Below are 25,740 nucleotides of genomic sequence, written 5' to 3'. Positions count from 1 at the left end.
GCTCCTTCAAATGAATGAAGCGCCGGGGCGGTGCTTCGGCTCGAATACCGGGGACGAAGCCGGGCGGCAGCGGGCATGACGAGCGATTCAGCCATCAATCCCTATGATGCCGTGGCCTATCCCGGCCATTCCTTCGCGCAGACCCATCCGGCGCGGCTGTCGACCATCGCGCATTTCCACAGCATGGCCCCAGCCTTGCCGAGCGCGATGCGCGTGCTCGAGCTGGGCTGCGGGCGCGGCGGCAACCTGATCCCGATGGCGGCGCAATACCCCGGCAGCCGCTTCCTCGGCATCGATCTCAGCGGTGACTCGATCCGGCAGGCGAGCGCCAATGCCGCAGAGCTCGGCCTCTCCAATCTCGCCTTCGAGCAACGCGACATCCTCGCGGTCGGCGCGGAGATCGGCACCTTCGACTACATCATCGTCCACGGCGTCTATTCATGGGTGCCGGACGTGGTGCGCGAGCGGATCATCGCGCTGTTCGGGCAATTGCTGGCGCCGCAGGGCGTGGCCTATGTCAGCTACAATGCCTTGCCCGGTTGCCGGCTGCGGGATCTCGCACGCGACGTCATGCTCTTCGCCGTCAAAGGCATCGATGACCCGCGTGAGCGGGTCAGGGTCGCCCGCGACGCCCTGAAGGAGATCGCCGAAGCGAGCGATCCCGACACCTTCCATGGCGCGGCGCTGCGGCAGCGCCTGAAGCAGATCGACGAACTGCCCGATAACGTCCTCTATCATGACGATCTCAATCCCGGGGCGCGTGCCTTCGCGCTGCATGAGGTGCTGTCGGTCGCGGAGCGGAATGGCCTGCAATTCCTGGCCGAGGCCTCGTTCCCGAACCTCTACGGCGCGGCCAAGGGGCCGGCTCAGCAGATGCTCGACAAGCTGCCGCTGGAGCAGGCGGCCTTGCGCGAGCAGATGCTCGACCTGCTGATCGGGCGCGCCTTTCGCGAGACGCTCCTGTGCCGTGCCGATGTCCCGCTCAGCCGCGGCGTTCGGCCCGGCTCGCTCAGGCCTTATCACCTTGCCGCCAATGCGCGGCTTGCGCCTGCCAAGGACGACGAGAAGCCCGGCGTCCAGCGCTTCAGCTTCGACGAGGGCGTGCAGCTCGCGGTCGATCTGCCGCTGTGCAAGGCGGCGCTCGGAATCCTCAGCGCGATCTGGCCGGCGAGCATCGCCTGGGACGAGCTGGTCGAACGCTCCTGTCGCGCGGTGGCCGATGAACTGGGGGCGGATCGGGCGCATGAGATCGCGCGGCTGGACGAGGCCCTGATCGCGATCTTCAAGGCGGGTTTGCTCGACATCCGGCTGGAAGCGCCGCCCTTGACGACGACGATCAGCGAGAAGCCGGCCGCCAGCGAGATCGCGCGCTGGCAGGCCTCGAGTTCTGCCGAGGTCACCGATCTGCGCCACCGCACCGTGCAACTCGACGGTGTCGTGGTGCGCAAGTTCGTCAGTCTTCTCGACGGCTCGCGCGACCAGCGCATGCTGCTCGATGCGATGAACACCTTCCTCGACGAGACCCGGAGCTCCGGCATCACTGTCCCCAACCTGCCGGAGCGGGCGACGGCGGAAGAGGTGGCGATGCATCTGAAGGACGTCGCGCGGCTCGGGCTGCTGCGGGCGTGATGATTGTCGAGCGCCCGTGCCGGGCGTAACCTTGCGGCAGGGGGCGATGGAGCGCAGGCCAGCGGAATGAGCGAGCGCTTCCGGCAATTCCAGGCGCTGTTTCCGGAGGAGGCTTGCCTCGCCGCGCTGATGCGCCTGCGCCGTGGCGGGACGAGCATGACCTGCCCCGCCTGCGGCCGGCCGGCGCAGTTCGAGCCGCGCCCGAAGTTGCGCGGCTTCGCCTGCCAGCATTGCAATTACATGATCCATCCGGCCGAGGGGACGCCGCTGGAGAGCCGGCGCACACCGCTGCAGCTCTGGTTCTACGCGCTGAAGACGGTATCGGAGCAGCTGGGCAAGGGCGCTGTCGGCACGATCGCGCGCGATACAGGCGTGCCGCAGGTCATGGCGCAGCGGCTTGTCGATGATCTCGCTGCGCTTGCCGGGCGAGGGGATACCGGCTGGCTGGAAAAACTGCGCAGCCTCGTGATGGGGAAGCCGGAAGCGGCCGCAACGCCGGAGCCTGCAAGCCCGCCACCTTCGCGCCCATTCCCTGCTCCGGTCGCGCCTTCCCCAGCGCGACAGGTGGCGGCGACGCCACCGCGACCCGCTCCGGCGCGGCCGATTGCGGCCACCCCAGCTCCATCTTCCGCCCCGCCGCCGGCAGCTGCTTCTCCGGCCCCCTCGCGAAACTCTCCCGACAAACCCTCGGAGGTTGCCGAACCATCCGATGCGCGACCGAAAAAGGCGGCTTCCGGGCGCAAGGCGATCGCAGCCGTCGTGGCCGGCGTCGCTTGCGTGACGGCGGCTGTCCTTGGGCTGGCCTATGCACGGCTCCAGCAGCAGGAGCGGCCGGAGCCGGAGCGCGGTATCGAGGTCGCGGCGGTCGAGGCTCCGGCGCTGAAGGACGCGCCGGCGCGGCCCTCGCTGATCCTGTCCTCGGTCGAGCAGGATCTCGAGGGCGCGCGGCAGGCAGCCCAGTTCGCTCTCGACAACGACCCCTCGCTGGCGGCGATCAAGCCGCAGGGGGATGCGCCGACCCAGCAGGTGCCGGTCAACCAGTTGCAGTTGCCGTCCAACATCCTGCTGGTACCGCCGAAGATGCAAAGCGGGCCGCCGCCGGGACCGGTCTCGTCCAGCGGTGCGCCGCAGCCGCCGCCGCAGATTTCCAGCGGCGATCCCGATCAGGTTCTGACCTTCGGGCCGATCAAGATCCGCCGCCATCTCGTCGACCTGATCGTGCGGGCGAGCAAGGTCGTCGGTGCCGATCCGACCCTGCTGATGGCTGTCGCCGACAAGGAATCCTCGTTCTCGACGGCGGTGAAGGCGCAGACCTCCTCGGCGACCGGGCTCTATCAGTTCATCGAGCAGACCTGGCTCGGCGTGATCTACGAGTTCGGTGCCAAGCACGGGCTTGCCGCCGACGCGAAGCTGATCGGCAAGTCAGGCCGGCAGTTCGTGGTGAGCGATGCTGCCCAGCGCCAGCGCATCCTCGACATGCGGCGTGAGCCCTATATCTCGGCGTTGCTGGCGGCCGAGATGCTGAAGCGCGACACGCTTCGGCTGGAGCGGGCGCTGGGGCGCCATCTCACCGGTGGCGAGATCTACCTGATCCACTTCCTCGGGCCCGATGCGGCGCAGACCTTCATCGAGACCATGGAGGAGCAACCGGGCGTCAAGGCGGCCGAGCTCCTGCCCAAGCCGGCCCAGGCCAATCGCCCGATCTTCTACGCGGATGCCGGCGGCGAGACCAAGGTGCTCACGGTCTCCGAGGTCCACAAGAAGTTCAACGAGATGATCAAGGTCAGGCTCGACCGCTACAGCGCGGTCAGACCGGGGCAGGGGCCGGGCATCGCCCGGCCGCAACCGAAGAAATGACGCCTTGCCGCCGCGCGCGGCCATCCGCTCCCAGCGAGCACCGAAAGGAGACGAACCATGCCGGCCAACCGTTTCGAACAGGTCGACGAGCCACCGACCGATGCGATCACGCTCAAGCTGTCGGAGCGCGGCGGGGAAGCCTTCGGGCATGTGCTCTGCCCGGCCGATCTCGCCGGCGGGCATCTCGTCAATGATTTCGTCAGCGACGAGCTGGCCGCGAAGGACGCCTTCCGCACCGCGATACGCCTCGCCAACGAGATCAGGGCGCCGATCGTGGTCGAGGACAAGGCCGGCGTCTGGCAGGACGAATGGGGCGTGCTCTATCGCGAGGATTGAGGGGATCTTCCTTCTCCCGCAAGGGGAGAAGGGAAGGGGCAGCGCCTCACTCGATCCGGAAATACTTGATCGCCAGCCCCAGCTTGCCGGTCTGGCGAGCGAGGTCGAGCTTGAGATTGGCGAAAAACTCGCTCGCGGGCGAGGGATTGGGGCCGGAGAGCGCCGGCAGCGGCTCCTTGGTGACGAGCGCGAGCACGGTCTGCGGACGTGCGGCGCCGCCGGTCGATTCGAGCTTGAGGTTGAAGGTCACCTTGCCGCCGTCGCGCTTCATGAAGCTCGCGAGGTTGTAGACCAGGCCGTCGTCGCCGATCAGCACGACATCGAGATTCTGACCGCCGCCGGCCTCGACGGAGCCGTTGAGGATGTCGCCGCTCTTCATGTTGAAGGAGCCGATCTGGATTTTCGGGCTGCGGTCGATGCCGATGCCGGGCCGGCGCAGGAAATCCACCATCGGACACTGCGCTTCGGTCATCGGCCGCAGGTGAATCTGTGCCTCGAAACCCTGCGCCGCCTTGAAGGCGCCGTCGAAGGCGACGAAGGGCGCGGACGCGCTGCCGAAGCCTTCCAGCGTGGCCTTGCGGTCGCCGATCTCCAGCGGCCAGAGGAAGAAGCAGGAGCCGCCGTCATAGTCGCGGACATAGCGTTCGATCCGCTCGGCCGGCGTGCGCGGCTCGGGCTCCTGCACCATGGCGGCGACCTGCGGCGGCGAGACGCTCGGGCTGAGGGGCGGCGTCGGAATGACGACGGCGACGGGCGGCAGCTCCGGCGGTTTCACCTCCACGGCCGGTGGCGGCTTGACGGGCTCGGCGGCAGGCGGACGTGCGGGTGTCTGCTGCTGTGGCGGCTCGGTGTTCACGGCGACCTGAGAGCCCGATGAGCCAGGCGAAGGCCGCTGTGGTCGTTGGGGCTGCTGCTGCCCCGTTTGCGTTTGAGCGGCCGGCGGCTGTGCCATCGGGGGCGGCGCAGGCGGGCTCGGTGGCGCGGGAGACTTCTCGGCGGTAGGCACCGGCGTCGCAGGGGCGGCAGGCTGCGCCGGTGCTTCGGTCAGCGCCGGGGGAGCGCTTGCCGGCGGGGCCTTAGCGGCAGGCGCTTCGGTCAGGGCAGGCGGCGCGTTCACCGCGGCAGTCGGCGTGCTGGCCGAGGGCTGTTCCGAGAGCGGCGGCGGATCGTTGGTCGCGACGCGCGCCGGCTGCCCGCCGCCAATCGTCGTCCAGGCGTAGAAGCCGCCGCCCCCCAGCAGCGCGAGTGCGGCGATGCCGGCGACGAGCGGCAGGGGGGAGCGGCCCGGCTTGTCGGTGGTCGTCTTGCCGGTGGGGGCCTTCGCTGCAGCCTTCTTGCCTGAAACGGGCGCTTGCCAGGTCGCGACCTCGGCCATGTCGGCGGGGCGATCCTTCGGATCGGGCGCGAGCATGCGCGCGATCAGCGGGCGAATCCGTGCGTCGACGCCGGAGAGATCAGGCAGGCGGCGGCGCTTGTCGATGATGTCGACCTGGCTGCCGCCCATGTCGATCGCGCGGCCGGTCAGGGCCTGAGCCAGTACCAGCGCGAAGGAGTACATGTCCGAGCGGCCTGAGACTTCGCCGCCATAGAGGCCGAGTTGCTCGGGCGAAACATAGTTGTACTTTCCGGCGAAGCCGGAGCCGATCACGGTGCCTTCGCCCAGAATGCTGGAGCGGGCGATGCCGAAATCGATGATCTTGGCGCGCGAGGGATCGCCACCCGGCAGGATGATATTGTCGGGCGAGATATCGCGATGGATGATGCCGAGCCGGTGTGCGGCATGCAGGCCCGGCCCGACGCGCTGGCGCAGGATATCGGCTTCCTCGACGCTGAGCGGCCCCTGCTGGATGCGCTCGGAGAGCGGCTGGCCGTCGACGAATTCCATCGCGAGATAAGGCGTCTCGCTCACCGGATCGATGGCGAAGACGTAGTAGCGGACGATGGCCTCGTTATAGAGGTTGTGCAGGGCCGCCGCCTCGCGCCGGAACAGGGCGAGCACGGCGTCGTCGCGCGCCATGTCCGGGCGGATCATCTTGATCGCCACGGCGTCGCCGGTCTGGATGGCGCGGCCCTTGTAGACCTCGCCCATGCCGCCGACCGCGATCAGGCTCTCGATCTCGTAGATGCCGTTCAGCTTCGTGCCGATGCGGGCATTGGCGCGAGGCGCGAAGACGGTGCGCTCGGAGTCGTCGCTCATGGCATGGAGCTCCCTGGCGTAGCGTTCCCCCGTGCGGACCGGTTCGGCATCCAGCGTGTCCTTTCGCTCGCTCCCTGTCGATAGCGCACGATGACGACGGTGACATTGTCGCGCGCGCCGCGCTCCAGCGTCAGCGCCAGCAGGGCGTCGCAGGCGGCCTGCGCGCTGCCGGCCTGGACGGCAGCCAGGATCTCGGCGTCAGTGACATGCTCGGTCAATCCGTCCGAGCAGAGCAGGAAGGCGTCGCCATCGGCGATCTCGCCGTTTTCGAGATCGAGTTCGGGCGTCTCGTGGACGCCGATCGCATGGGTGATGATGTGCCGGCGCGGCGAGCGCTTCGCCTCCTCGGCGGTGAGCAGGCCGCGATCGACCATGTCCTGGACCTCGGTATGGTCGCGCGAGACCTGCGCGATGATGCCGCCGCGGATCAGGTAGATGCGGCTGTCGCCCGACCAAAGGCAGGCGAAATGACGCTGGTGGATCAGGAGGCAGACCAATGTCGCGCCCATGGTCGCGCCGCGCTTGTCGATCTCGGCGCGGAGATCCTCGTTGGCCTTGAGCACACCCGCTTCGAGCATGGCGAGCAGATCGGGCGCGGAGTCGGCGGCGCCGACCGCCTCCAGCGCCGCGACCACGGTTGCGCTGGCGAGCGCGCCGTTCTCGTGCCCGCCCATGCCGTCGGCGACGGCCCAGAGGCCGATCTCCGGGCGCAGGATGAAATTGTCCTCGTTGGCCGTGCGGACCTTGCCGGTATGGCTGATGCAGCCGGTCTCGAAATCCGGGTTCCGGCGCGGGGCGTCGTTCATGGCATCGCCCTCATGATCCGGCGCGCTCGGGCGCGAGATGGCCGTCGAAGCGGCCGGTGAGCAGGCCGGCGAAGAGATAGGGATCGGGCAAGGCGTGGCCGGTCAGGGCCAGCGGCTCGAAATTCGGGCCGCCGACCGTCCAGAGATAGCATGCATGGGCATAGGCGCGGGCATGATCCTCGACGCGCAGGGCCGCCAGCCGCTCCGGGAAGCCGGAAGCGATCGCGGCGCTGACGATGGTGCCGTCGGCGAGGCGGACCATGTCCTGGGGCGGCGCGGCGAGATGGTGATCGTTGGGGACGGGCAGGGCGGCGAGGCGCTGCGCCACGGCCTCGTAGCTCGCCTGCGGTTCCAGCGCGTGGAGCAGGAAATCCTCGACCGCCTCGAACCATTGATCCTGCGGGTCGAGCTCGGGCGGCGGGATCGCGGCTCCCGGGCTGGCGACAGCGAAGACCGTCAGCGGGAAATAGCGGCCGACACCGTCGATGGAGGGCATGAAGGCGCCGGCGACCGTCTGCCCGCCATGGGCGCCGCCCAGCCAGAAGCGCCAGATCGGGGCGTTGAGATAGGCCTCCTGCCAGCGATTGCCGAGTTCGAGCCGGCTCGCGGTCAGCCCGCCCTGCAGCCATTTCTCATAAGTTCCGAGGAAGCCGGATGGAGCGTTCAGCGCGATGAAGTCGCGCTTGGCCGGCAGCTTGCCGAAGAGGCCGCAGCTCAAGGCTCAGATCCCGGTGGGGCAGCGGATTTCCCGCAGCGCCGGCAGGATCAGCGGGTTCTTGAGCGAGCCGACGCCGAAGGAATAGCCGACCTGCCGGCCGCCGGCATTCAGGTTGAAGCCGACATTGTCGCCCTGCTTCAGCACCGAGCCGGCATCGAGCAGGCGGAAGAAGGACCACGTGCCGTCCTTCTCGAACAGCTTGGCTTCGCCGCCCTGCGCGCCGCCGCCTTGCTGACCTGAAGAGAAGAAGCCGCCGCTGAACATGCCGCCGGACGCGTTGCCGCCGCCGCCCAGCGTCAGCGTCACCGCCGTCTTGCCGACGCCGCCGCCCGGCCACATCACCGGGGTCGGCGTGTTGACGCCCTGCTGGCTCGTCACGGTGAAGCCGTTGATCTCCAGCTTGGCATTGGCGGCATCGGCCGAGAGCGCGGTCGGCGTCACCACCATCTGGAAGGAGGGCAGGTTGCCGCCGGTCGGGAAGAAGGCTTCCTTGATCTCGCTGGCGCGCTGGAACTCGCGCAGCGTCGTCGGCGAAAGCGCGCGCGCCACCCGGCTGTCGATGCGCCAGTTCCATTGCGGCTTGGAGGTGTCGGCGAAGGGCTCCAGCCGCTCCTTGTAGAACTTGTCCATGATCTGGCCGGGCGCGAAGAGCCGGGCGAAATCGGCGAGCGGCACGTCCCGCGTGCTCGCCTTGGTGAAGGGGTAGCGGTTGTTCATCACCTCGGTGCAGACGCGCGTGACCTGCTCGGCCAGCGCCTGCCGCAGCAGGGCGACCGTCGCGCCGGTGGCGTCACCCTCGAAATCATTCACCGCCTGGATGACCATGCCGTCGAAGGGCGCGGGATAGCGCGAGGAATTGGCGCGCAAGGTCGCGATCAGCGGCACGAGCGCGGCATTCGCCGCCGCAGACTGCGCCGGGTTGGTCGCGGCGGTCGCGAGGTTCTGGTTGATCTCCGAGAAGGTCTGCAGGAGCTGGTCCACAGGCCGGCGGCCGAGATCGCCGTCGACGAGGACGTGGAAAGGCTTGAACTGGGATTCGATATCCGCGCCGAGCGCCGTATCGGCCCCGCCACCCGCCAGCACGCGGTCGACGCCGGGCGCCGCCAGCGGCAGATTGGTGCCGAGGCGGCTCAAGGCGCTGCTAGCGCGCTGGGCCAGCGTATCGGCAGCGGCCTGGGCCGCAGCCTGCGCGACGGCCTTCTTCGCGTTGGGGCGCTCCTTGGTGAGCTGCGTCTCGTCGCGGAGCGCCTCCAGCACCTGCTTGAAGGGGGAGGTCGCGGCGCTGATCGCGCTGAGCGCGACATAGCGCGGCTTGTCGGCGTTGAGCGGCCTGAGCTTCAGGCGCTTCAGCATGCGCTGCCAGCTCGCGGCATAGTCGCGGCTGTAGAGCTTCATCAGGTCGGGGAAGAGCGTGGCGTACTGAGCGGTGATCGCCTGCTGGTCGAGGTTTTCGCCGAGCACCCAGCGCTCGCGCTCGATCTGGTCGCCGATATCGCCGAGCTTGGCGATGAAGGCGTTCTGGAAGCCGTCATAGGTGTAGAAATAGGGCACGCGGATCTGGTCGAGATCCTCGCCGGTGACGCCTTCGAAGACGAGGCGGACATCGGAGCCGCCGCGCTGCGAGACGACCCAGTCCTTCTGGCTCTCGCTGCGGGACTGCGTGCGCAGGAGCTCATAGGCGCGCTCAGCGATGCTGAGGCGGCGCAAGGTGCGCTGGCTCTGCTCGATCAGCGACTGGTTGAGCTTGACGATCGGCTCGCCCGTGCCCTCGTCGAGATCGAGCATGGCGGCGAGATGCTCCTCCAGCGCCTCGCGGCCCTTGGCATTGGCCGGGCCGGGGAAGAGGTTCTCGGCCCAGTCGAGCCGCATCCAGGAGGTCACGAGATCGCGGTCCATCTTCGCCTGGCCGCCGACCATCATGTAGACCTTCAGCGCCTCGTAGACGAAGCCGGGATTGTTGGCATTGGCCTCGAGCTGCTCCTCCAGCCGGAAGATGATGCGCGAGCGCAGCATCCGCTCCAGCGCCTGCTGATAGGTGATCTCGGTCGCGTTCTGCAGGCGGTCGCGCTGGCTCAGGCCGAAAGTGGCGAGCGTCGGCGTCGGCTCGGATTTCGTGGCATAGCCAGCCGGCATGTTCCGGAGCTTGTGCAGCAGCGGCAGCACGCGGCTGAAGTTGCGGTCGGAGATCGTGGTCTCCTGCAGAACCGGGGCTGCGGCGCTGCGATAATCCGAGAGCCCGTAGTTGGTCGCGGTGACCAGGTCGCTGTTGCGTGAAAAACTCGTCCACCACAGGCTGAGCGCGGCGAGCGAGAGCAACGCGACCGTGGCGAAGCCGGCGATGCGCAGGGCGGTCGTGCGGCGGGCGGCGCCGAGATCGGTCGACACCCAGCCGGATTCGCCGATCACGACCTTCTGGACCAGCTCGGTCAGGAAGTAGCTCTTGCCCTTGCCGGAGAAGGAGGCCGCGCCGGCATGGTCCGAGCCGAAATTGCGCGATAGCGCGCCGATCAACTGGTCGATCGGCGTGCCTTCCTGCGTGCCCGAGGTGAAGTAGAAGCCGCGCAGCGTCGCATTGGCATGGTAGCGCGTCGGTTCGAAGACGCGGGTGAGGAAATCGACGATGGAGCGCTTCAGCGTCGCCATCTGGCTCGGGAAGCCGAAGATCTGGGCGCGGGCGGTCGGGTTGTGCTCGTCCTGGAGCCGGTCGGGCAGGCGCTCGTTCAGCCGCTCGATCAATGCGTCGTATTCCGGCGGCACGTCGCCGATCATGTTGCGGGTCTTGTCGGCGGTCTGGAAGGTATGGCCCCAGACCATGCGCCGCTGCGGCTCGGTCAACTGGCCGAAGAATTCGTTGAAGCCGGCGATCAGGTCGGCTTTGGTGAAGACGGCATAGACCGGGAAATCGACCTTCAGGCGCTCGTGCAGTTCGAGCAGGCGGGCGCGGATCGCGTCGGCATGGGCGGCGATCTCCTCGGGCGAGGAAGTCAGCAGGTCCTCGACGCTGATCGCGACGAGCACGCCGTTGATGGGTTGGCGCGGGCGATTGGTCTTGAGCAGGTCGAGGAAGGCGAGCCAGCTCGACTTCTCGGCCTTGGTGTCGGTGTCCTGCGTCGTATAGCGGCCGGCGGTGTCGATCAGCACTGCGTCCTCGGCGAACCACCAGTCGCAATAGCGGGTGCCGCCGGAGCCGGCGACGGCGGCCGGCGTCGCGCCGCGCGCGAGCGGGAATTTCAGCCCGGAATTGACTAGCGCGGTCGTCTTGCCGGCGCCGGGCGGGCCGATGATCACGTACCAGGGCAGGTCGTAGAGATAATCGCCGCCCTTGCCGCGCGCGCTCTTCAGCGTCGCGAGCGCGTCCTTCATCGCGCTGGAGAGCGCGGCGCCATCGCCGGTCGATTCTTCCTTTTCAAGAGCCTCGGTCAGCGCGGCGGTCGCCTTGCGGCGGCGGATGACGATGACGGCGATCCAGGCGAGCGCCCCCACCAAAAGAAGCACGGCGACGGCCAAGCGCACCCAGAAGGATTCGAACGGGCGGACCTCGCCGAACGCGACGAAGGGACCGCCGAACCAGATCAGCGCCGCGAGCGCGAGCGCGCCGATCAGGATGGCCACGATGCGGAGCCAGGTGGCGAGATTCATCGTCCTGCCTCCTAGTTCTGACGCTGGATCAGGATTTCGACGCGCCGGTTCTGGGCGCGTCCGTCGGCGGTGGTGTTGGGTGCGATCGGCGTATCCGCGCCCTTGCCCTCGGTCGCGATCCGGTCCGGCTTGCTGAGCTTGGCCTTCAAGCCATCGCCGACGGCCTTGGCGCGGGCCTGCGACAGCTCGACATTGGACGGGAAGCGGGCGGTGCGGATCGGCACGTTGTCGGTATGGCCGACGACCTTGATCGCACCGCCCTCCTGCTCCAGCACGGCGGCGATGCGCTCGATCAGGGGCTGGAACTCCGCGCGCACGGCCGCTTGCCCCGGCTCGAACAGGGTGATGCCGACGAGGCGGACGATGACGACGTTCGGCGTCACAAGGCAGACGATCGGCGGCTGCACGGCGGCGCAGACCTTGGGCGGCTGCGGCGGAGGCGGGGGAGGCGGCGGCGGGGCCGAGAAGACCTTGCGCATGATGCCGATCTCGCCCTTGGGATGGACCGAGAGCAGCGCGGTCGAGGCCGCCTCGGCATTGCCGGCGAGCAGCGCGCGGAAGACGAAATAGACGCCGAGCAGAGCGACGGCCGCGATCGCCGCCACCGACCAGACCGGCACCTTGAACCCGGCGACGGCCTGCGCGATCGCCTGCCCACGCCAGCGCGGCGACAATTCGGGGTCGGGCTGCTTCACCCGGCGCAGCGTCTCGAACAGGTTGCGCTGGATCATCTGGAGATTGTTGGCGCCGCCGGCAGACGTCCGGTGGATACCCTGGAAGCCCAGCGCCAGGCAGGCATGCATCAGTTCGAGCAGGTCGTAATTGACCGATGGGTCGGCCTTGGCCTTGTCGAGCATTTCGAAGAAGCGCACGCCGCCGATGCGCTCGCCGAAGAAGCGCGAGAGCATGCTGTATTGCGTCCAGACATGGCGGTCGTCGCCGGGGATGTTCTGGACGATGTCGTCGGCGGTCGCGGCGATGACGTATTTCGCCATCTGCGCCGTATCGGCCGAGACGCCGGCGGCGCGGACCTCATGCTCGAAAGCCTCGATCGTCTCGCCGACCTGCCCGAGGAGCTGGGCGAAGGGCGCGTTGGAGAGATTGGCGCGCATGCGCCCGAGCAGCAGCAGGAGCGGGCCGGCCGCGCGCAATAGCGGGTTGGCGTTCGGCGTCAGCAGCTGGTCGCGGCGCGGCAGGGACTGCCCCCCGCCGGCCGGAGGCGGCGGAGCCTGACGCTGCGGGACCGGCGCAGCTTGAGACATCCATTCGTCGCCGGTGCCGGGCACGCCGGGCGAGGGCACCTGCGGCGGCTGATAGGGCTGGGCAGCCTGCGGCGCTGCGGCTGCCGGCGCGGCGGGAGCGGGCGGCAAAGGCGCGCGGCGCCCGCCGGGGTTCGGCCTGATGATCGTCCGCTCGGAGCGGCCGAACGGATCTGAGGGCGAACCCGGATCGCTCATCGCCTGCCCTCCAGAACGGCCCAGAGCTCGAGTTCGAGATCGGGCCAGTCACCGGAAAAATGCATGCCGATCGAACTCGCCGTCGAAAATTCCGGCCAGAGCGGCGAGGTGCGGTCGAGATAGAAGTATACATGATCCGTGAGCGCGCGGATCTGCGGCGGCGGCGTCGGCAGATGGACGAGATTGATGCCCGGCAGATGGGCATGGACGATCTCGTTCATCTTGGTGTTGGGGCCGATCTTGAAGAGCTGCGGGAACTGCGCCTGGATCTCGGTCAGAGGCCGGCGCGCCGCCACTTCCAGCACCAGCGTCGCGTTGCGCACGAGGCTGCGGTCGCGGATCGTCGACATGAAGGCGTTCTGCGCCCGCTCGACGATCTCCAGCCGGATCGCCCGGCGGCCGAGATTGGCCGAGAGGAAGTCCTGGATGTCGCGCACGACCGGCGCAAAGCAGTTCTCCAGGTCGTCATGATCGTAGGCCGGGTAGTCGCGGGCGCGACGCTCTGCCGTGGTGAAGGTCGCAAGCTCGCCAGCGAGCGCCAGGAAGGTCGAGAACAATCGCTCGGGATGGACAAAGCGCGAGCGGCGCAGGTGCTTGAGCACGGGGATGTTGCGGTTGAGGAGCTGGAGCACGAAATAGTCCGCGCTCTGCAGGCCGCCGCCGGCCGTCGGATCGGCGGCGTAGCGGGCGAGCTCCTCCAGCTTGTTGTCGATCCAGCCGATGACGCGGTCGAGCCAGCCCTCGATCACCGGATAGGCCGAGCAGACCAGCACGGGTGGGGCGAATTTCTCGTCGAAGAGGATGGCGCGGTCGCGCACTTCGAGGATGCGGCCGAGCGCGAGGCCGACATAGCCGGCCTTCGAGGTCTTGCGCAGCTCCAGCGTCAGGCGCGGATGGGCGACGTCGATCTCTTCCTCCGTCCGCAGCGAGGCGGTGGAATCGATCAGCATCTCGTTCGCGGGGACATAGCGGCTGGCCGAGCCGTTCAGGGTGTCCTCGACCTCGCGCGTGTTGGCGGCGGCGAGCGGCAGCGAAAGCCAGACGATCTGGCCGGCGGCGTTCTCCGGCACCTCGATCGCGGCGGGGAGCGGGCTGTTATCGGGCAGCGCGAAGGGCGTGCCGTCCGGCATCACGCCGACGGCGCGGCGCAGGCCGATGCGGCTCTGCTGGGCGAGGTCGCGGTCGATCTCCAGCACCGAGAAGCCCCATGGATAGGGCGTGATGGTCCTGACGCGGCTTTCCAGCAGGTTTTCGAGATAACGGTCGCTCTGCTGGAAGTGATGCGGCCTGAGAAACAGTCCTTCCGACCAGACGACCTTGCTGTACCACGACATTCCGGTCTCGCTCACTCGACGGCAGGCTGGGCGAGCTTATACGGGTCCTACCCAAGCGTCACCAAACGAATGCTAGCGCGGCGGTCAGGCACCGCCATCATTGACTTGAAGGATGCGGGCGAGCGATTTTCGCGGCAGTCCTCGTAGCGACGAATCCGTTCCAGCAGGAGGCTCGCATGCCCAAGGGACCGGCCGCCCGTATCATGGACCCGGTGCTGCACCCGCTGCCGCCAGTCCTGCAACCGGGACCTGGCAGCATGAACGTGATCATCGGCGGGATGCTGGCCTGGCGCGGCGTGCCGGCCGCCGCAGCGGCTGCAATACAGGCCGCCAAGGCGGTCTCCGATGCGGCTCTGCAGGTGGCTCAGGCGGCCACCGTCGCCGCAGCCGGCACGCCGGGAGCGCCAGCCGCCATCGCCGCCGAGGAAACCGCCAAGAACACGGCCGCCGCCAGCATGGGCTCGATGATCACAGGCGCGGCAGGCGGCGCCGATATCCATATCTGCCTGACACCGCTCGGCCCGTTGCCGCTGCCGACGCATGGGCCCGGGGTCGTCATCGACGGCTCGCAGACCGTGCTGATCAACAACCTGCCGGCCTGCCGGATGGGCGACACGGTCCTGGAGGCGCTCGGTCCGCCCAACAAGATCGCGATGGGCCTGCCGACCGTGATCATCGGCGGATGATCACGGATTGATTCAAGACGGCGGCGGAAGTCGTTGAGGCGGAATCGTTTTCTCGCTGCGAGGTGCGATGGCGAAAAGCAGGCGGACGGTCCCGGATCGGGCGGAGGCGAAGCTGGAGCGCTTCCGCCTCAAGACGGTCCAGCGCCTGTCCTCGGACCAGCGCCGGGCGAAGAACCATGGGCTCGCCCGCAACGGGCGCGTCGCCGAGGCCCTCTGCTTCATGGCGCTGATCCGCGATCCGGCCCGGCGCAAGCGGCCGATCCTGCCGGTGCCGAACGTGAGCTGCACGGCGGCGGTGCGCCAGTTCTTCCGGGCCGACGATGGCGAGCAGGCGGCGCATCTCCTGCCCGGTCAGATATCGATCGACGGTGCCTTTCCCTGGCTGTTCCTGGCCGGGCCGGCGGCGCGGCAGCTCGAAAACCTCTTCGCCTATGTCGAGCCGCTGCGGGCCGACTACAACAAGGCCGATTCCGCGGCCGAGGCGAACGGCCTGACCGAGGCCTTCGCCGATGCCTGCCGGAGGGTCCTGACCGGCAAGGGCGATGCCCCGTCCGATATCGTCGCGGCCTATGAGCAGGTCTGGATACCCGGCGCGATTGCCGCCTTCGCGGCGGCCGAGGCGCAGAAGCGCAGCAAGCCGACCCCGCCGCCGCTCAAGCGTGGCGTCGGCATGGAATACGGCATGATCCTGAATTTCGAGGAGCGGATGGCCGCCTTCGAGGACGACTCGATCTGGGCGACCTACGAGCAGCTCAGCATTCTTGGCTATTACAAGGTCGCGATGGACGAGACGCCGCGCCAGCTCAAATTGCAGGCGATCCGCGAGATTCTGACGCTGCCGCCGGCTTGACCGGGCGAGGCTGGCGGGCGAAGCGGGCTTTCCCTCTTCCGCGACAGGACGCAAAGCCCATGACCATCGAACGCATCGGACTGGCTGCCCGCTACTGCGACGCCGCCATTTTCAACGGCATCATCTTCCTCGCCGGCCATGTCGCGGAGAAGACCGAGGGCGCTTCGCTGACCGAGCAGACCGAGGAGGTGCTCGCGCTGCTGGAAGACACGCTGGCGCAGGCCGGCAGCCGCAAGGAACGCATCCTCAGCGTCCAGATTTTCCTCACCGATATCAGCAGGATCGGCGAGATGAACGCGGTCTGGGACAAATGGGTGGCGAAGGGCCATTCCCCGGCCCGCGCGACCGTCGAGGCGAAGCTGGCCTCGCCCGGCTATGCCATCGAGATCACGGCGGTGGCGGCGAAGGGATAGTCCTCGCGCGTTGCCGGATAACGTCATGGTCGGGCTTGTCCCGACCATCCACGTCTTCAGTGATCGAAGGTCGTGTTCAAGACGTGGATGCTCGCCACAAGGGCGAGCATGACGGTGAGGCCCGTCATCTCCCGCCGCGGTCGTAGCACTCGGCGAAATAGATCATGAAGGCGTCGACGAGGCCGTTTTCGTAAGGGGCGGTCTTGGCGTCCCAGCGGGCGACATAGGCCTCCCACATCTTGGCCTTGCGCGAGCCGATCAGCCCACTGATGCCGCCATCCTGTGCCGTCGCCTCGTTGATCGCCTGCGGATCGAGATCCTCGACCAGCATCTTCAGCGCGTGCTGCATGGCCGAATAGGTCTTGATCTGGTGGGCCTTGAGATCGCGGAAGCTCTCGTCGAAAGCGCGCTTGGCATCGAGATAGCCGCTGCGCGGCTGGCCGAAGATCAGTTGCAGTGCGTCGTCGACCGTCGGCGAGAATTTCAACGGGTTGTTGTCCTGCGCCTGGATCATCGTCTGGCTGGTGCTGCGGGCGATGCGCTTGGTTTCAGCGCGGGCGGCGAGCAGGCCTTTAAGCTCCTCGGCGATCAGGCGCATCAGGCCGCCGAGCTGCTCGGCGAAGGCGCCGGGGTCCTGCGTCGCGAGCGCTTGCGGTGAGACGCCGGCGCCCTTGGCGAAGCGCTGCATGAACTCGCCCATCGAGATCGGCGCGGGCGCGCCGGGCTGTCGAGCGGCCGGCTCTGCCGGGAAGGGCGGCGGCGCGAAGGCAGCCGGAGCAGGAGGCGGTTCGGCAGCCGGCTCGGATGGAACGGTATCCTCGGTCGGCTCGTCCCACGGGCTGGCGCTGGCCGGGCTGCCCGCAGGCGGGCGGCGCGGCGTCGGGATCGGCGCAGCAGGCTCCTCCGGGGGAAGGGGCTGCGGCTGGAGCGGTGCCCAGGCGAATTCGTCGGTCCGCGCCGCTGGCGCAGACCAGTCCCGTGCCGGCGGCGGCGGTGCTGGCTCGGCGCTCGGAGCCGGGATATCGGCCGCCCAGTCGATGAAGCCGGCATGGACCGGCCTGGCATGGTTTGGGGGCATCAGGTCGCGGCGCGGGATCGGCGGGGCGGCCTCCTCGCTCGGTGCCCACAACGATTCCGGCTGGGCGGCATAGGGCGGCGGGGCAGGGGCGACGTCGGCGGCTTGCCCGGCCTCGCCTTCGATGGCGACGGCGATGATGTAGTGGCCGATCTCCAGCCGATCGCCATTCTGGAGCCGGTAGGGCGACTGCACGCGATGCTCGCCGCCATTGACGAAGGTCCCGTTGGTCGAGATGTCGCGCAGCCACCAGCCGCCGTCGCGAAAGCGAATCTCGCAATGACGGCCGGAGACGGCGCGCGACGGGTCAGGCAAGGCCCAGTCGAGATGCTGGTCGCGGCCGATATCGAGGCCGCGTCCGCCGCTGGTGGTCACGCTGAGCGGGCCGCCATCGGGCAGCGAGGTCTGGTTCTCGATCGTCAGTGTCAGCGCCATCGCGGACATCCCGTTACGGCCTTAGGTCATTGGCTTGTCGCATTTTCTTCACGCGAACCGGTGTCCACTTCGCTTGAAAATGCTCTGGCGTATCAGCGCTTGCCGGCATCGTCTTCAGCCAAACGAATGCATGCTTCGACGCAAGCACGCAATGCGCCTTCACGCTCGCGTGCGGGGAGAGAGTTGATCGCATTGAGCACTGCGATCCGGGCCATTTTCGCGGTGAGGTCGGACGGCGTCGGGATGGGATGGCTCTCCGACATGCTGCCGCCGGAATAGCCTGCGGCCCAGGCGACGAAGGTGCCGGGCCGCGCGCTGTCGCCGGTCTGCGCCTGCCGCAGCGCCTCGAAACGGGTCTTGTCGCCGGGCTCGCGCACCCAGGCTTCGGCTGCGGCGAGGCCCGGGTCCTGCGTGCCGGGCGGCTGCATCGAGCGCACCGCCTGGAGCGCCCACCACACGGTCTCGCGCCGCGGCAGGAGGAAGGCGCAGAAGCTTGCGGCTTCCGTCGGTGCAGGACCCCTGACCAACCGGCCGAGGAAAGCCAGCGGCGGCTCGTTGGTCGGCGCCATCGTCACGGCCTGACGGGCCGCGGGATAGGTCTCGAACACTTCGCGGGCGGTGCTGAAGCGCAGGCGTGACATGGAGGCTCCGGCCGTTCGGTCGTTATCGATATGCGCCGTCAGTTGATGTTCACCATCGACGCCTTGACGGTGAGGATGCCATCGCTTTTCACCTCCGTCAGCGCCTGGCTATGGATCGTGATCTTCGGCGATTTGATCTCGATGCTGCCGGGCGTCATCTTGATCGTGCTCTCGCCGACCTTGAGGTTGATTTCCGTGAGCGCCTCGACGTCGAGCTTGCCGTTCTGGATGTCGAGCTTGTCGTTGCCCTTGATGAGCGTCGTCTCGCGCGAATAGCCTCCATCCTGGTAACGTTCGCCGATATCGCGGGTCTCGATGTTGTTGACCGTGATCTTGTGGTCCTTCTCGGTCCGGATTTCCAGGACCTCCTGGTCCTTGCGATCCTCGAACTTGATCTCGTTGTAGGTGTCGGAGAAACCCGCTCCATCGGTCGATTCCGACTTGAGGCCGGACTGGGTCTTGTTCGCCGGCAGTTCATAGGGCGGCTTGTGCTGGTCGTTGACGACGGCACCCACGACGAGCGGCAGGTCGGGATTGCCCTCGATGTATTCGACGATCACCTCCTGGCCGATGCGCGGGATCACCTGACCGCCCCAGCCCTTGCCGGCCCACATCTGCGCGACGCGGGTGCGGCAGGAGGTCGAGCCGTCCTCGCGATCCCAATGAAAGCGCAGCCAGATGCGGCCGTATTCGTCGACGTCGATGTCGCCTTCCTCGCCCTGGTTCTTCTCGCCGACCACCTTGGCGGTGTGCGGCCCGTAGACGGTCGGGCGCGGCGTCACGATCGGCGCGCGGAAGCGCTTGTCGCTTTTCTGGAGCTCGTAGGAGCCGTGATAGAGGGCCTCGTCCCGGCGTCCCGAGGAGCGATAGCTCTGGATGCCGAAGGCATGGGTGGCGCGCACGACGATATATTCGCTGTTCTCGGCGCCGGTCGGGTGCTCGCAGAGCTTCATCAGCGCGCCGGGATAGAGGCTCGCGGCATCGCCGCCGGCATAGCGGCGGTCGTCCTGCGCCTGCTCGGCCTGGGCCATCACGCGGGCGAAATGCTCGCCCTGGTCGCGTTTGGTGTAGGCGGCCGGATAGTCATAGGCCTCGTAGGACTTGGCCTTCGGGAAGCCTTCCTCGGCGCGGGCCGTGAGATCGGATTCCGATTTCTCGAAATCATAGTCCTTGAGCTCGAACTTGCCGGTGCGCAGGCGGCGGATCGTCGACCAGTGCGTGAGGTGCTCGACCATGCTGCGCGGGAAGCGATTGCCCTGCGGGACGAAGGCATAGGCCGAGGCATCGCCCTGGAAGCTCGGCTCGGCCGCCGCCGTCACCTGGTCATGGGCGGAGCGGGAATCGCAGAGCACGAGCTTGTGGTCGCCGTCGCTGTGCTTGAAATAGTAGTAGATGCCGTACTGCTCCATCAGGCGTAGCACGAAGTCGAGATCGGTCTCGCGATACTGCACGCAGTAGTCGATCGGCTGGAGCGTCTCGCTGGTGCGGTCGTCGAAGCTCGCCGACCCCTCCTTCTTGAATATCTCCTTGATGATGTCGAGCGCGGTCTTGTTCTTGAAGATCCGGCAATCCGCCCGCTGCGAGAGCAGCCAGAGCCAGGGCCGGAGCGTGAAGCGGTAGATATAGAGGTCGTCCTGCTGGCCGAGCCATTGCGCATCGACCAGCGTTCCGTTCAGCACGCGCTCGCTCTTGTTCTTGAGCGTGAACTTGATCGAGCATTTCTCGCTCATGATGCTTTGCAGATCGGCGTTCTCAGTCTTGCTGGTCGCCTCAATATTAAAGGTAAATAGTTCGCTCAAAGCTTCGCTGGCTTCGAATTTAATAAGTGTAAATTCGTCTTTCCCCGCCGGAGTTGAGAAGGACGCGGTTCTCTGTTCTTGTCCAAGGGCGGATGGCATCAATTGAACCTTTCGATTCGTGCCTCTATTTTTATCTTGACGTAGGTGATTTCTAGGTTCATCCTTCGATCCCTAAGTCATCAACTGCCAGACGGCGAAACTCAGCGGGAGTGTTCCCATGCGCAAGCAGCCCGGCTTCACTGCCTTTGTCGCTCTGACCGGCGCCATGGTTCTCTTCATGGCGAACATGGCGGGCGCGCAGACCTACAAGGCGGACGACATCGTCAAGCATTTCGGGCCGGGGGTCGCGCCCAAGCCCGCCCTGACGCGGGGGCTCTGCGTCGGCACCGAGGCCGAATGCGCCCGGGCCGGGCAGGTGGTCGAGCCGGCCAAGCCGGTGAGCGCCTTCGACCTCGTGGTGAAGTTCAAATACAATTCCGACGAGCTGGAGCCCGAGGCCAAGCTCAATCTGGACGAGTTCGCCAAGGCGCTGAAGACCCCGCAGCTCTCCAAGCAGACCTTCATGGTCGAGGGGCATACCGACGCCGCCGGCAGCGCTTCTTACAATCTCAATCTGTCGCAGCGCCGCGCGCAGGCCGTGGTCCGCTATCTCGGCGGGCACGGCGTCAAGGCCTCCAACCTGGTGGCCAAGGGCTACGGGCAGAGCAAGCCGATCGCGGCCGATCCCCTCTCCGGCGACAACCGCCGGGTGGAGACACGCCTGCGGACCGAGTGATGCGGGACGAGGGACGGCTGCGGCGCCCCCGGCTGTGGCCGGGGCGCTGTTCCTGTGAGCGGGGAAAGCGATGGCGGGCCTGAATTTCGCCGAACTTACGAAGCCGATCTCGGCTGACGAGCCCTGCGGGCCGGATCTCGAGGATGATCTCGATTTCATGAATGCCACGGCGCGGCTCGAGGTCGCGCTTCCGGCCTCGTATTTCCGCCGCGACGACGACGGCCGGCAGATTGCCTTCGACCGCACGAGCATCGAGTTTCCCGCTGCCTTCGCCGAGCTCGGCAAGCTGCTGGAGCGCTCGCGCGACCTCAGGCTCTTCGTGCTCGCGGCGAAGCTGACGATCCTCAATCGTGACGTGCCGAGTTTCGCTGCCAGCCTCTCAGCCATGGCCGATCTCCTCGGCTCGTACTGGGAGGAGGCGCATCCGCGCGCGATGGACGGCGATTTCGTGATGCGCGAGGTTGCCCTGCAGGGGCTCGACGAGTTGGCGACGGTAGTGCTGCCACTGCAGCACGCGCCTCTCTTCGTCAGCCGGCGTATCGGCCCGTTCATGTTCCGCAGCCAGCTTGTGGCCAGTGGCGAGACCAAGCTGGTCGATGGCGAGCAGCATCCCGATGCGAGCACGATCCAGGCGGCGCTGGGGGAGGTCGATGCCGACGATCTGGTCGCGGTGCTCGGCCAGGTGAATGCGGCGCGCGACGCGCTCGCGCGCCTGCGGGCAAGCTGGCTGGAGAAGGTCGGCGTCGATCATCCCCTGAGCTTTCCGCGCCTGGCGGCGCTGCTGGACCAGATCGCCGCCTTCCTCGATGCTGCGGTCACGCGGCGCGTCCCGGGCCATCAGGCGGCGGGGTCGGAGCCGGCGGCGACCGGTCCGCAGGGCTCGGCAGCAAACCCCGTCAGCTTCAGTCCCGGCAGCGTTTCGAGCATCCTCCATGTGAAGGATACGCTCTCTGCCTGCCTCGGCTACTTTCGCAAAACCGAGCCGTCGAGCCCGGCCGTCCTGCTGATCGGGCAGGCACAGCAGCTGATCGGAAAATCGTTGATCGAGGTCATCCAGATCATGTTCCCCGAGCATGTCGACAAGGCGGTGATCGAGATCGGCGAGCAGCGCCGGTTCCGCTTGCCGCTCGAGCGGCTGCCGGCGCCTGACGGCTACGAGGCGGAGAGCGAATACGAAGACGATGGCGATTCGGACGAGAGCTACGGCGACAGTTCGGATGAAGCCGAGGAGAGCTATGACGGCGACGCCGAAGCGAGCGAGGCGGCTTCCGAAGACGGGGCGGAGGAGGAGGTCGCTGCAGAGGCGGCCGAGCCTTCCAGCCTCGCGCCGAGCCCGGTGCCGGCCACGATCGTGATCGGCAGCCGCGCGGATGCGGTGAACGCGATGAAGGCGGTCGCCGCCTTCTATCGCCAGGTCGAGCCCTCGCACCCGACGCCGCTTCTCATGGACAAGGCCTGTGCTCTGGCGCAGCATGATTTCATGTCGCTTCTCGGCAACATCCTGCCAGATGTCGTGCCGTTGCCGGAGACCGACAGCTAGGGAAGTTTTTCACCATTGCCTTGAACCTCCCGTCACGGTCGCGAGACTATATCGATGACGGGTGAAACCGGATAGGATGTCACGTTACGTCGGCGTGGCACGAATGCAGAGGGGCACGTCACATGGCCGGAGATTCTGGACAGAAGTTCATCCGCCGCAACAGGCCGCCTCGGGTCCACATCACCTATGAGGATCCGTACAACGCGGAACAGAAGATCGAGCTGCCCTTCGTGATGGGCGTGATGGCCGATCTCTCGGGCAATGCCTCGGCGGTCGAGAAATCCGACATCTCGCAGCGCAAGTTCCTTGATTTCGACATGGACAATTTCGACCAGCGCATGGCTGCGATCGAGCCGGCCGTGTCCTTCAATGTGCCCAACAAGCTGGGCGAGGACAGCAACGAGAAGCTCTCGGTGGCGCTGAAGTTCTCGAAGTTCGAGGATTTCAACCCGGCCGCGATCGCCCGCCAGATCCCGGCGACGGCGAAGCTGCTGGAGGCGCGCGAGCAGCTCGCCAACCTGCTGCGCTACATGGACGGCAAGATGGCCGCGAGCGACCAGATCAAGGCGCTGCTGGCCGATCCCCAGCTGATGGCAGCGCTGAAGGACAGGCTCGGCAAGGGCGAACCTTCCGAGGACAAGACGGCAAACTGAGGCAGGGCGCAGGCTCAGCCCCGGAGCGCGGCGCGAGGAACCGGGACCGGTTTTCGCGAGAGCGACGCTCCGGACGATCCGAAGCGATCCCGTCCGGATAGGACGGGGCAGGGCCTGCAGGCGGTTAAGCGAGCGAGGCGGCAATGGCAGCGGAAGCAAAATCCCAACAGCCCGGCGGGGCAGCAGTCGAGACGCGCGAGATCGACGATTTCTCGGCGATCCTGAAGCAGAGTTTCAAGCCCAAGACGGAACGCGCGGCGACCGAGGTCGAGAACGCGGTCGCGACCCTGGTCAACCAGGCGCTGGCGGACCAGACCCTGATCAAGGGCGACGTCATCGACACGATCGAGGAGATGATCGCCAGGCTCGACGCCAAGCTGACCGAGCAGATGAACGAGGTGCTGCACGCGCCGGAGTTCCAGAAGATCGAAAGCGCCTGGCGCGGTCTCAACTACCTCGTCTTCAATTCGGAGACGGATGCGCAGTTGAAGATCAAGGTGATGAACGTCTCGAAGAACGAGCTCTATCGCAATCTCAAGACGTTCCCCGGCGCGCGCTGGGACCAGAGCCCGCTGTTCAAGCAGATCTACGAGCAGGAGTTCGGTCAGCTCGGCGGCCAGCCCTTCGGCTGCCTGGTCGGCGACTATCATTTCAGCCATGTCCCGACCGACGTGCAATTGCTGCGCGATCTGTCGAAGGTGGCGGCGGCGGCGCATGCGCCCTTCTTCGCCGGGGCCGATCCGACCCTGATGGGCATGGATGCCTGGACGGAGCTGTCGAACCCGCGCGATCTCGGCAAGGTCTTCGACACGCCGGATTATGCGGCCTGGAAGGGTCTGCGCGATGCCGCCGACTCCCGCTATGTCGGCCTGTGCCTGCCGCGAGTGCTGTCGCGGGTGCCCTATGGCGCCAAGTCCGAGCCGGTCGAGGAATTCGCCTTCGAGGAGGATACCGACGGGCACAAGGGCGAGAAATACGCCTGGATGAACGCGGCCTATGCCATGGCGGTCAACGTCAACCGCGCCTTCAAGGAATATGGCTGGTGCACGCGTATCCGCGGCGTCCAGTCGGGCGGCGAGGTGCTCAACCTGCCGACCCATACCTTCCCGACGGATGATGGCGGCGTCGACCTGAAATGCCCGACCGAGATCGCGATCAGCGACCGGCGCGAGGCGGAGCTGGCGAAATCCGGCCTGATCCCGCTGATCCATCGCAAGAACACCGACAAGGCCGCCTTCATCGGCGCCCAGTCGCTCTACAAGCCCAAGGCCTTCTCGGGGCCGGACGGCGTGGCGGCCACCGCATCCGACAACCTGTCGTCGCGGCTGCCCTACATGTTCGCGGTCTCGCGCTTCGCGCACTACCTGAAGTGCATGGTTCGCGACAAGATCGGCTCCTACAAGGAAAAGGAGCCGCTGCGGCGCTGGCTGCAGGAGTGGATCACCGACTATGTCGACGGCGATCCGGTCAATTCCAGCGAAGAGACGAAGGCGCGGCGCCCGCTCTCCGATGCGCGCATCGACGTCTTCGAGGACGAGGAGAACCCTGGCTACTACTCGGCCAAGTTCTATCTGCGGCCGCACTTCCAGCTCGAAGGCATGGATATCGGCCTGAGCCTGGTCTCGCGACTGCCAGCTCCCAAGCAGTGACCGCCACCTGATCCGCAGGTGACGGCGACAACGAGGATCTTCGGCGTGCCGGCCGGTCGAGGCCGGCGCGACAGGAGAAGTGCGTCCACAGCGGGCCCGCATCCGCGAGCCCATAGCAATCCCTACCCTGGAGGTAACAATGGCTAGCGACTTCCTGCTCGAGATCGACGGCATCAAGGGCGAAAGCAAGGACAAGAACCACAAGGACACGATCGAGGTGGATTCCTTCTCCTGGGGCATCAGCAATGCGGGCTCGCATGCGTCGAATGCCGGCGGCGGTGCCGGCAAGGCGAGCTTCCAGGACATCCATTTCACGGCCTCGGTCGGCAAGGCCTCGGCCAACCTGGCGCTGTCCTGCGCCAGCGGCAAGCACATCAAGAAGGCGGTGCTCTTCGTGCGCAAGCAGGGCGAGACGCAGCAGGACTATTACGTGGTCACGCTGGAGGACCTGCTGGTGTCGAGCTACCAGTCCGGCGACGCTGCCGGCGGGGCGAGCATCCCGACCGACCAGTTCTCGCTGAACTACGCGAAGATCAAATACGAGTACAAGCCGCAGAAGCAGGACGGCACGCTCGATGCGCCGATCACCATGACCTGGGACATCAAGACCCATTCCAAGTGAGCTGAAGATTGTCGGCCCCGGCACCCGCCGGGGCCGATGCCTTGTCTTGCTTTGCCTTGCCGATGGTACGTCAGACCATGGTCGATCCGATCTCGAAGAAGCGGCTGCGGCCGCCTTTGATGTTCGCATTCCGGGAGGCGCATCTTGAGAAGGATGCGAGGACCGCGCTCGACCTGCGGGACGAGGGCGGCGAACGCGTGATCGCGCCGCGTCGCGCGGCGCCGCGGGCCGCGATCACCGAGCAGAAACTGCGCCGCGAGATCGCCGTCGATCTCGATGCGCTCGTCAATACCATCAATCTCGGCTCCTGCGTCGATCTCTCGGGGCTGGAGCATGTGCGCCGCTCGGTGCTCAACTACGGCTTTCCCGACATGACGCGGTTGTCGATCGACGAGCATCGCGTCGATGCGATCCGCGAGGACCTCGCCAATGTTCTGGTCGGCTACGAGCCGCGGCTGATCCGCAAGTCGGTCGCCGTCGAGCGCGACGATAGCCTCGATCCGGCCGAGCTGAAGATCCGCTTTCTCGTTCGCGCCGATCTGAATTGCGAACCGCTCAATATTCCCGTCCAATTCGTCGCCGATCTCGAATTGGACACCGGCAAGATCGCGATTAAGGGCCACTAACCA

General features: G+C 67.0%; 21 protein-coding genes. 12 read left to right on the top strand and 9 right to left on the bottom strand.

The features are described from left to right. Positions 1-75 precede the first annotated feature (75 nt). From NUV79_RS05420 to NUV79_RS05410, 3 genes are all read left to right on the top strand, one after another. Positions 76-1,629, top strand: coding sequence for a methyltransferase regulatory domain-containing protein (locus NUV79_RS05420; RefSeq protein ID WP_257732045.1), 1,554 nt, complete (start codon positions 76-78; stop codon positions 1,627-1,629). 66 nt (positions 1,630-1,695) lie between these two features. Then, positions 1,696-3,486 carry a transglycosylase SLT domain-containing protein gene (locus NUV79_RS05415; protein WP_257732044.1) on the top strand — a complete coding sequence of 597 codons (1,791 nt, stop codon included), beginning with the start codon at positions 1,696-1,698 and terminating at the stop codon, positions 3,484-3,486. 57 nt (positions 3,487-3,543) lie between these two features. Beyond that, positions 3,544-3,822 (top strand): hypothetical protein, encoded by a 279-nt coding sequence (locus NUV79_RS05410; protein ID WP_257732043.1) that lies wholly within the window; start codon positions 3,544-3,546, stop codon positions 3,820-3,822. Positions 3,823-3,868: 46 nt separating this feature from the next. Here NUV79_RS05410 and NUV79_RS05405 read toward each other — a convergent pair whose 3' ends face one another. From NUV79_RS05405 to tssK, 6 genes are read right to left on the bottom strand one after another with little or no spacing between them, the layout of a single operon-like run. Next, on the bottom strand, positions 3,869-6,019 hold the full coding sequence (locus NUV79_RS05405; RefSeq protein WP_257732042.1) for a serine/threonine-protein kinase: 2,151 nt from the start codon (positions 6,017-6,019) through the stop codon (positions 3,869-3,871). Further along, positions 6,016-6,825: a PP2C family protein-serine/threonine phosphatase gene (locus NUV79_RS05400; protein ID WP_257732041.1), complete on the bottom strand. Its 810-nt coding sequence runs from the start codon at positions 6,823-6,825 to the stop codon at positions 6,016-6,018. Before NUV79_RS05400 ends, NUV79_RS05405 begins: the two co-directional genes overlap by 4 nt. A gap of 10 nt (positions 6,826-6,835) precedes the next feature. Further along, positions 6,836-7,543, bottom strand: coding sequence for a type VI secretion system-associated protein TagF (tagF, locus tag NUV79_RS05395; protein ID WP_257732040.1), 708 nt, complete (start codon positions 7,541-7,543; stop codon positions 6,836-6,838). Between the two features lie 3 nt (positions 7,544-7,546). Beyond that, on the bottom strand, positions 7,547-11,182 hold the full coding sequence (gene tssM / locus NUV79_RS05390) for a type VI secretion system membrane subunit TssM (RefSeq protein ID WP_257732039.1): 3,636 nt from the start codon (positions 11,180-11,182) through the stop codon (positions 7,547-7,549). Between the two features lie 11 nt (positions 11,183-11,193). Continuing rightward, complete coding sequence (tssL, locus tag NUV79_RS05385) at positions 11,194-12,639, bottom strand: type VI secretion system protein TssL, long form (RefSeq protein ID WP_257732038.1); 1,446 nt, start codon at positions 12,637-12,639, stop codon at positions 11,194-11,196. Beyond that, positions 12,636-13,973 (bottom strand): type VI secretion system baseplate subunit TssK, encoded by a 1,338-nt coding sequence (gene tssK / locus NUV79_RS05380; protein ID WP_257732037.1) that lies wholly within the window; start codon positions 13,971-13,973, stop codon positions 12,636-12,638. The genes tssL and tssK overlap by 4 nt, the downstream gene beginning before the upstream one ends. A gap of 176 nt (positions 13,974-14,149) precedes the next feature. Between tssK and NUV79_RS05375 the strand changes: the two genes are divergently transcribed. From NUV79_RS05375 to NUV79_RS05365, 3 genes are all read left to right on the top strand, one after another. Continuing rightward, on the top strand, positions 14,150-14,659 hold the full coding sequence (locus NUV79_RS05375; RefSeq protein WP_257732036.1) for a PAAR domain-containing protein: 510 nt from the start codon (positions 14,150-14,152) through the stop codon (positions 14,657-14,659). Positions 14,660-14,726: 67 nt separating this feature from the next. Continuing rightward, positions 14,727-15,509: a hypothetical protein gene (locus tag NUV79_RS05370; RefSeq protein WP_257732035.1), complete on the top strand. Its 783-nt coding sequence runs from the start codon at positions 14,727-14,729 to the stop codon at positions 15,507-15,509. Positions 15,510-15,568: 59 nt separating this feature from the next. Then, the gene (locus tag NUV79_RS05365) at positions 15,569-15,922 is read left to right on the top strand and encodes a RidA family protein (protein WP_257732034.1); all 354 of its coding nucleotides are present in this window, start codon (positions 15,569-15,571) and stop codon (positions 15,920-15,922) included. 124 nt (positions 15,923-16,046) lie between these two features. Here NUV79_RS05365 and tagH read toward each other — a convergent pair whose 3' ends face one another. From tagH to NUV79_RS05350, 3 genes are all read right to left on the bottom strand, one after another. Then, the gene (tagH, locus tag NUV79_RS05360) at positions 16,047-17,432 is read right to left on the bottom strand and encodes a type VI secretion system-associated FHA domain protein TagH (RefSeq protein WP_257732033.1); all 1,386 of its coding nucleotides are present in this window, start codon (positions 17,430-17,432) and stop codon (positions 16,047-16,049) included. Between the two features lie 92 nt (positions 17,433-17,524). Next, on the bottom strand, positions 17,525-18,073 hold the full coding sequence (locus NUV79_RS05355) for a DUF6931 family protein (protein WP_257732032.1): 549 nt from the start codon (positions 18,071-18,073) through the stop codon (positions 17,525-17,527). 38 nt (positions 18,074-18,111) lie between these two features. After that, on the bottom strand, positions 18,112-19,971 hold the full coding sequence (locus tag NUV79_RS05350; protein ID WP_257732031.1) for a type VI secretion system Vgr family protein: 1,860 nt from the start codon (positions 19,969-19,971) through the stop codon (positions 18,112-18,114). A gap of 118 nt (positions 19,972-20,089) precedes the next feature. On the opposite strand from NUV79_RS05350, the gene NUV79_RS05345 reads away from it, so the two are divergent. The 6 genes from NUV79_RS05345 to tssE all read left to right on the top strand — a co-directional run bounded on the left by NUV79_RS05345 (position 20,090) and on the right by tssE (position 25,737). Beyond that, positions 20,090-20,647: an OmpA family protein gene (locus tag NUV79_RS05345; RefSeq protein WP_257732030.1), complete on the top strand. Its 558-nt coding sequence runs from the start codon at positions 20,090-20,092 to the stop codon at positions 20,645-20,647. A gap of 70 nt (positions 20,648-20,717) precedes the next feature. Continuing rightward, entirely contained in the window at positions 20,718-22,187 is a 1,470-nt protein-coding gene (locus NUV79_RS05340) for a type VI secretion system protein TssA (RefSeq protein ID WP_257732029.1), read from the top strand. Between the two features lie 122 nt (positions 22,188-22,309). After that, positions 22,310-22,840 carry a type VI secretion system contractile sheath small subunit gene (tssB, locus tag NUV79_RS05335; RefSeq protein ID WP_257732028.1) on the top strand — a complete coding sequence of 177 codons (531 nt, stop codon included), beginning with the start codon at positions 22,310-22,312 and terminating at the stop codon, positions 22,838-22,840. A 143-nt stretch (positions 22,841-22,983) separates the two neighbouring features. Then, a complete protein-coding gene (gene tssC, locus NUV79_RS05330) occupies positions 22,984-24,489 on the top strand; it encodes a type VI secretion system contractile sheath large subunit (RefSeq protein ID WP_257732027.1) in 1,506 nt (501 codons plus the stop codon). Between the two features lie 139 nt (positions 24,490-24,628). Beyond that, complete coding sequence (locus NUV79_RS05325) at positions 24,629-25,111, top strand: Hcp family type VI secretion system effector (protein WP_257732026.1); 483 nt, start codon at positions 24,629-24,631, stop codon at positions 25,109-25,111. 119 nt (positions 25,112-25,230) lie between these two features. Next, positions 25,231-25,737 carry a type VI secretion system baseplate subunit TssE gene (gene tssE / locus NUV79_RS05320; protein WP_257732025.1) on the top strand — a complete coding sequence of 169 codons (507 nt, stop codon included), beginning with the start codon at positions 25,231-25,233 and terminating at the stop codon, positions 25,735-25,737. Positions 25,738-25,740 lie beyond the last annotated feature (3 nt).

Source organism: Allobosea sp. 47.2.35, assembly GCF_024655635.1.
GTDB lineage: Bacteria > Pseudomonadota > Alphaproteobacteria > Rhizobiales > Beijerinckiaceae > Allobosea.
The sequence above is the reverse complement of the archived record's forward strand: the minus strand, read 5'-3'. Positions and strand labels throughout refer to the sequence as shown.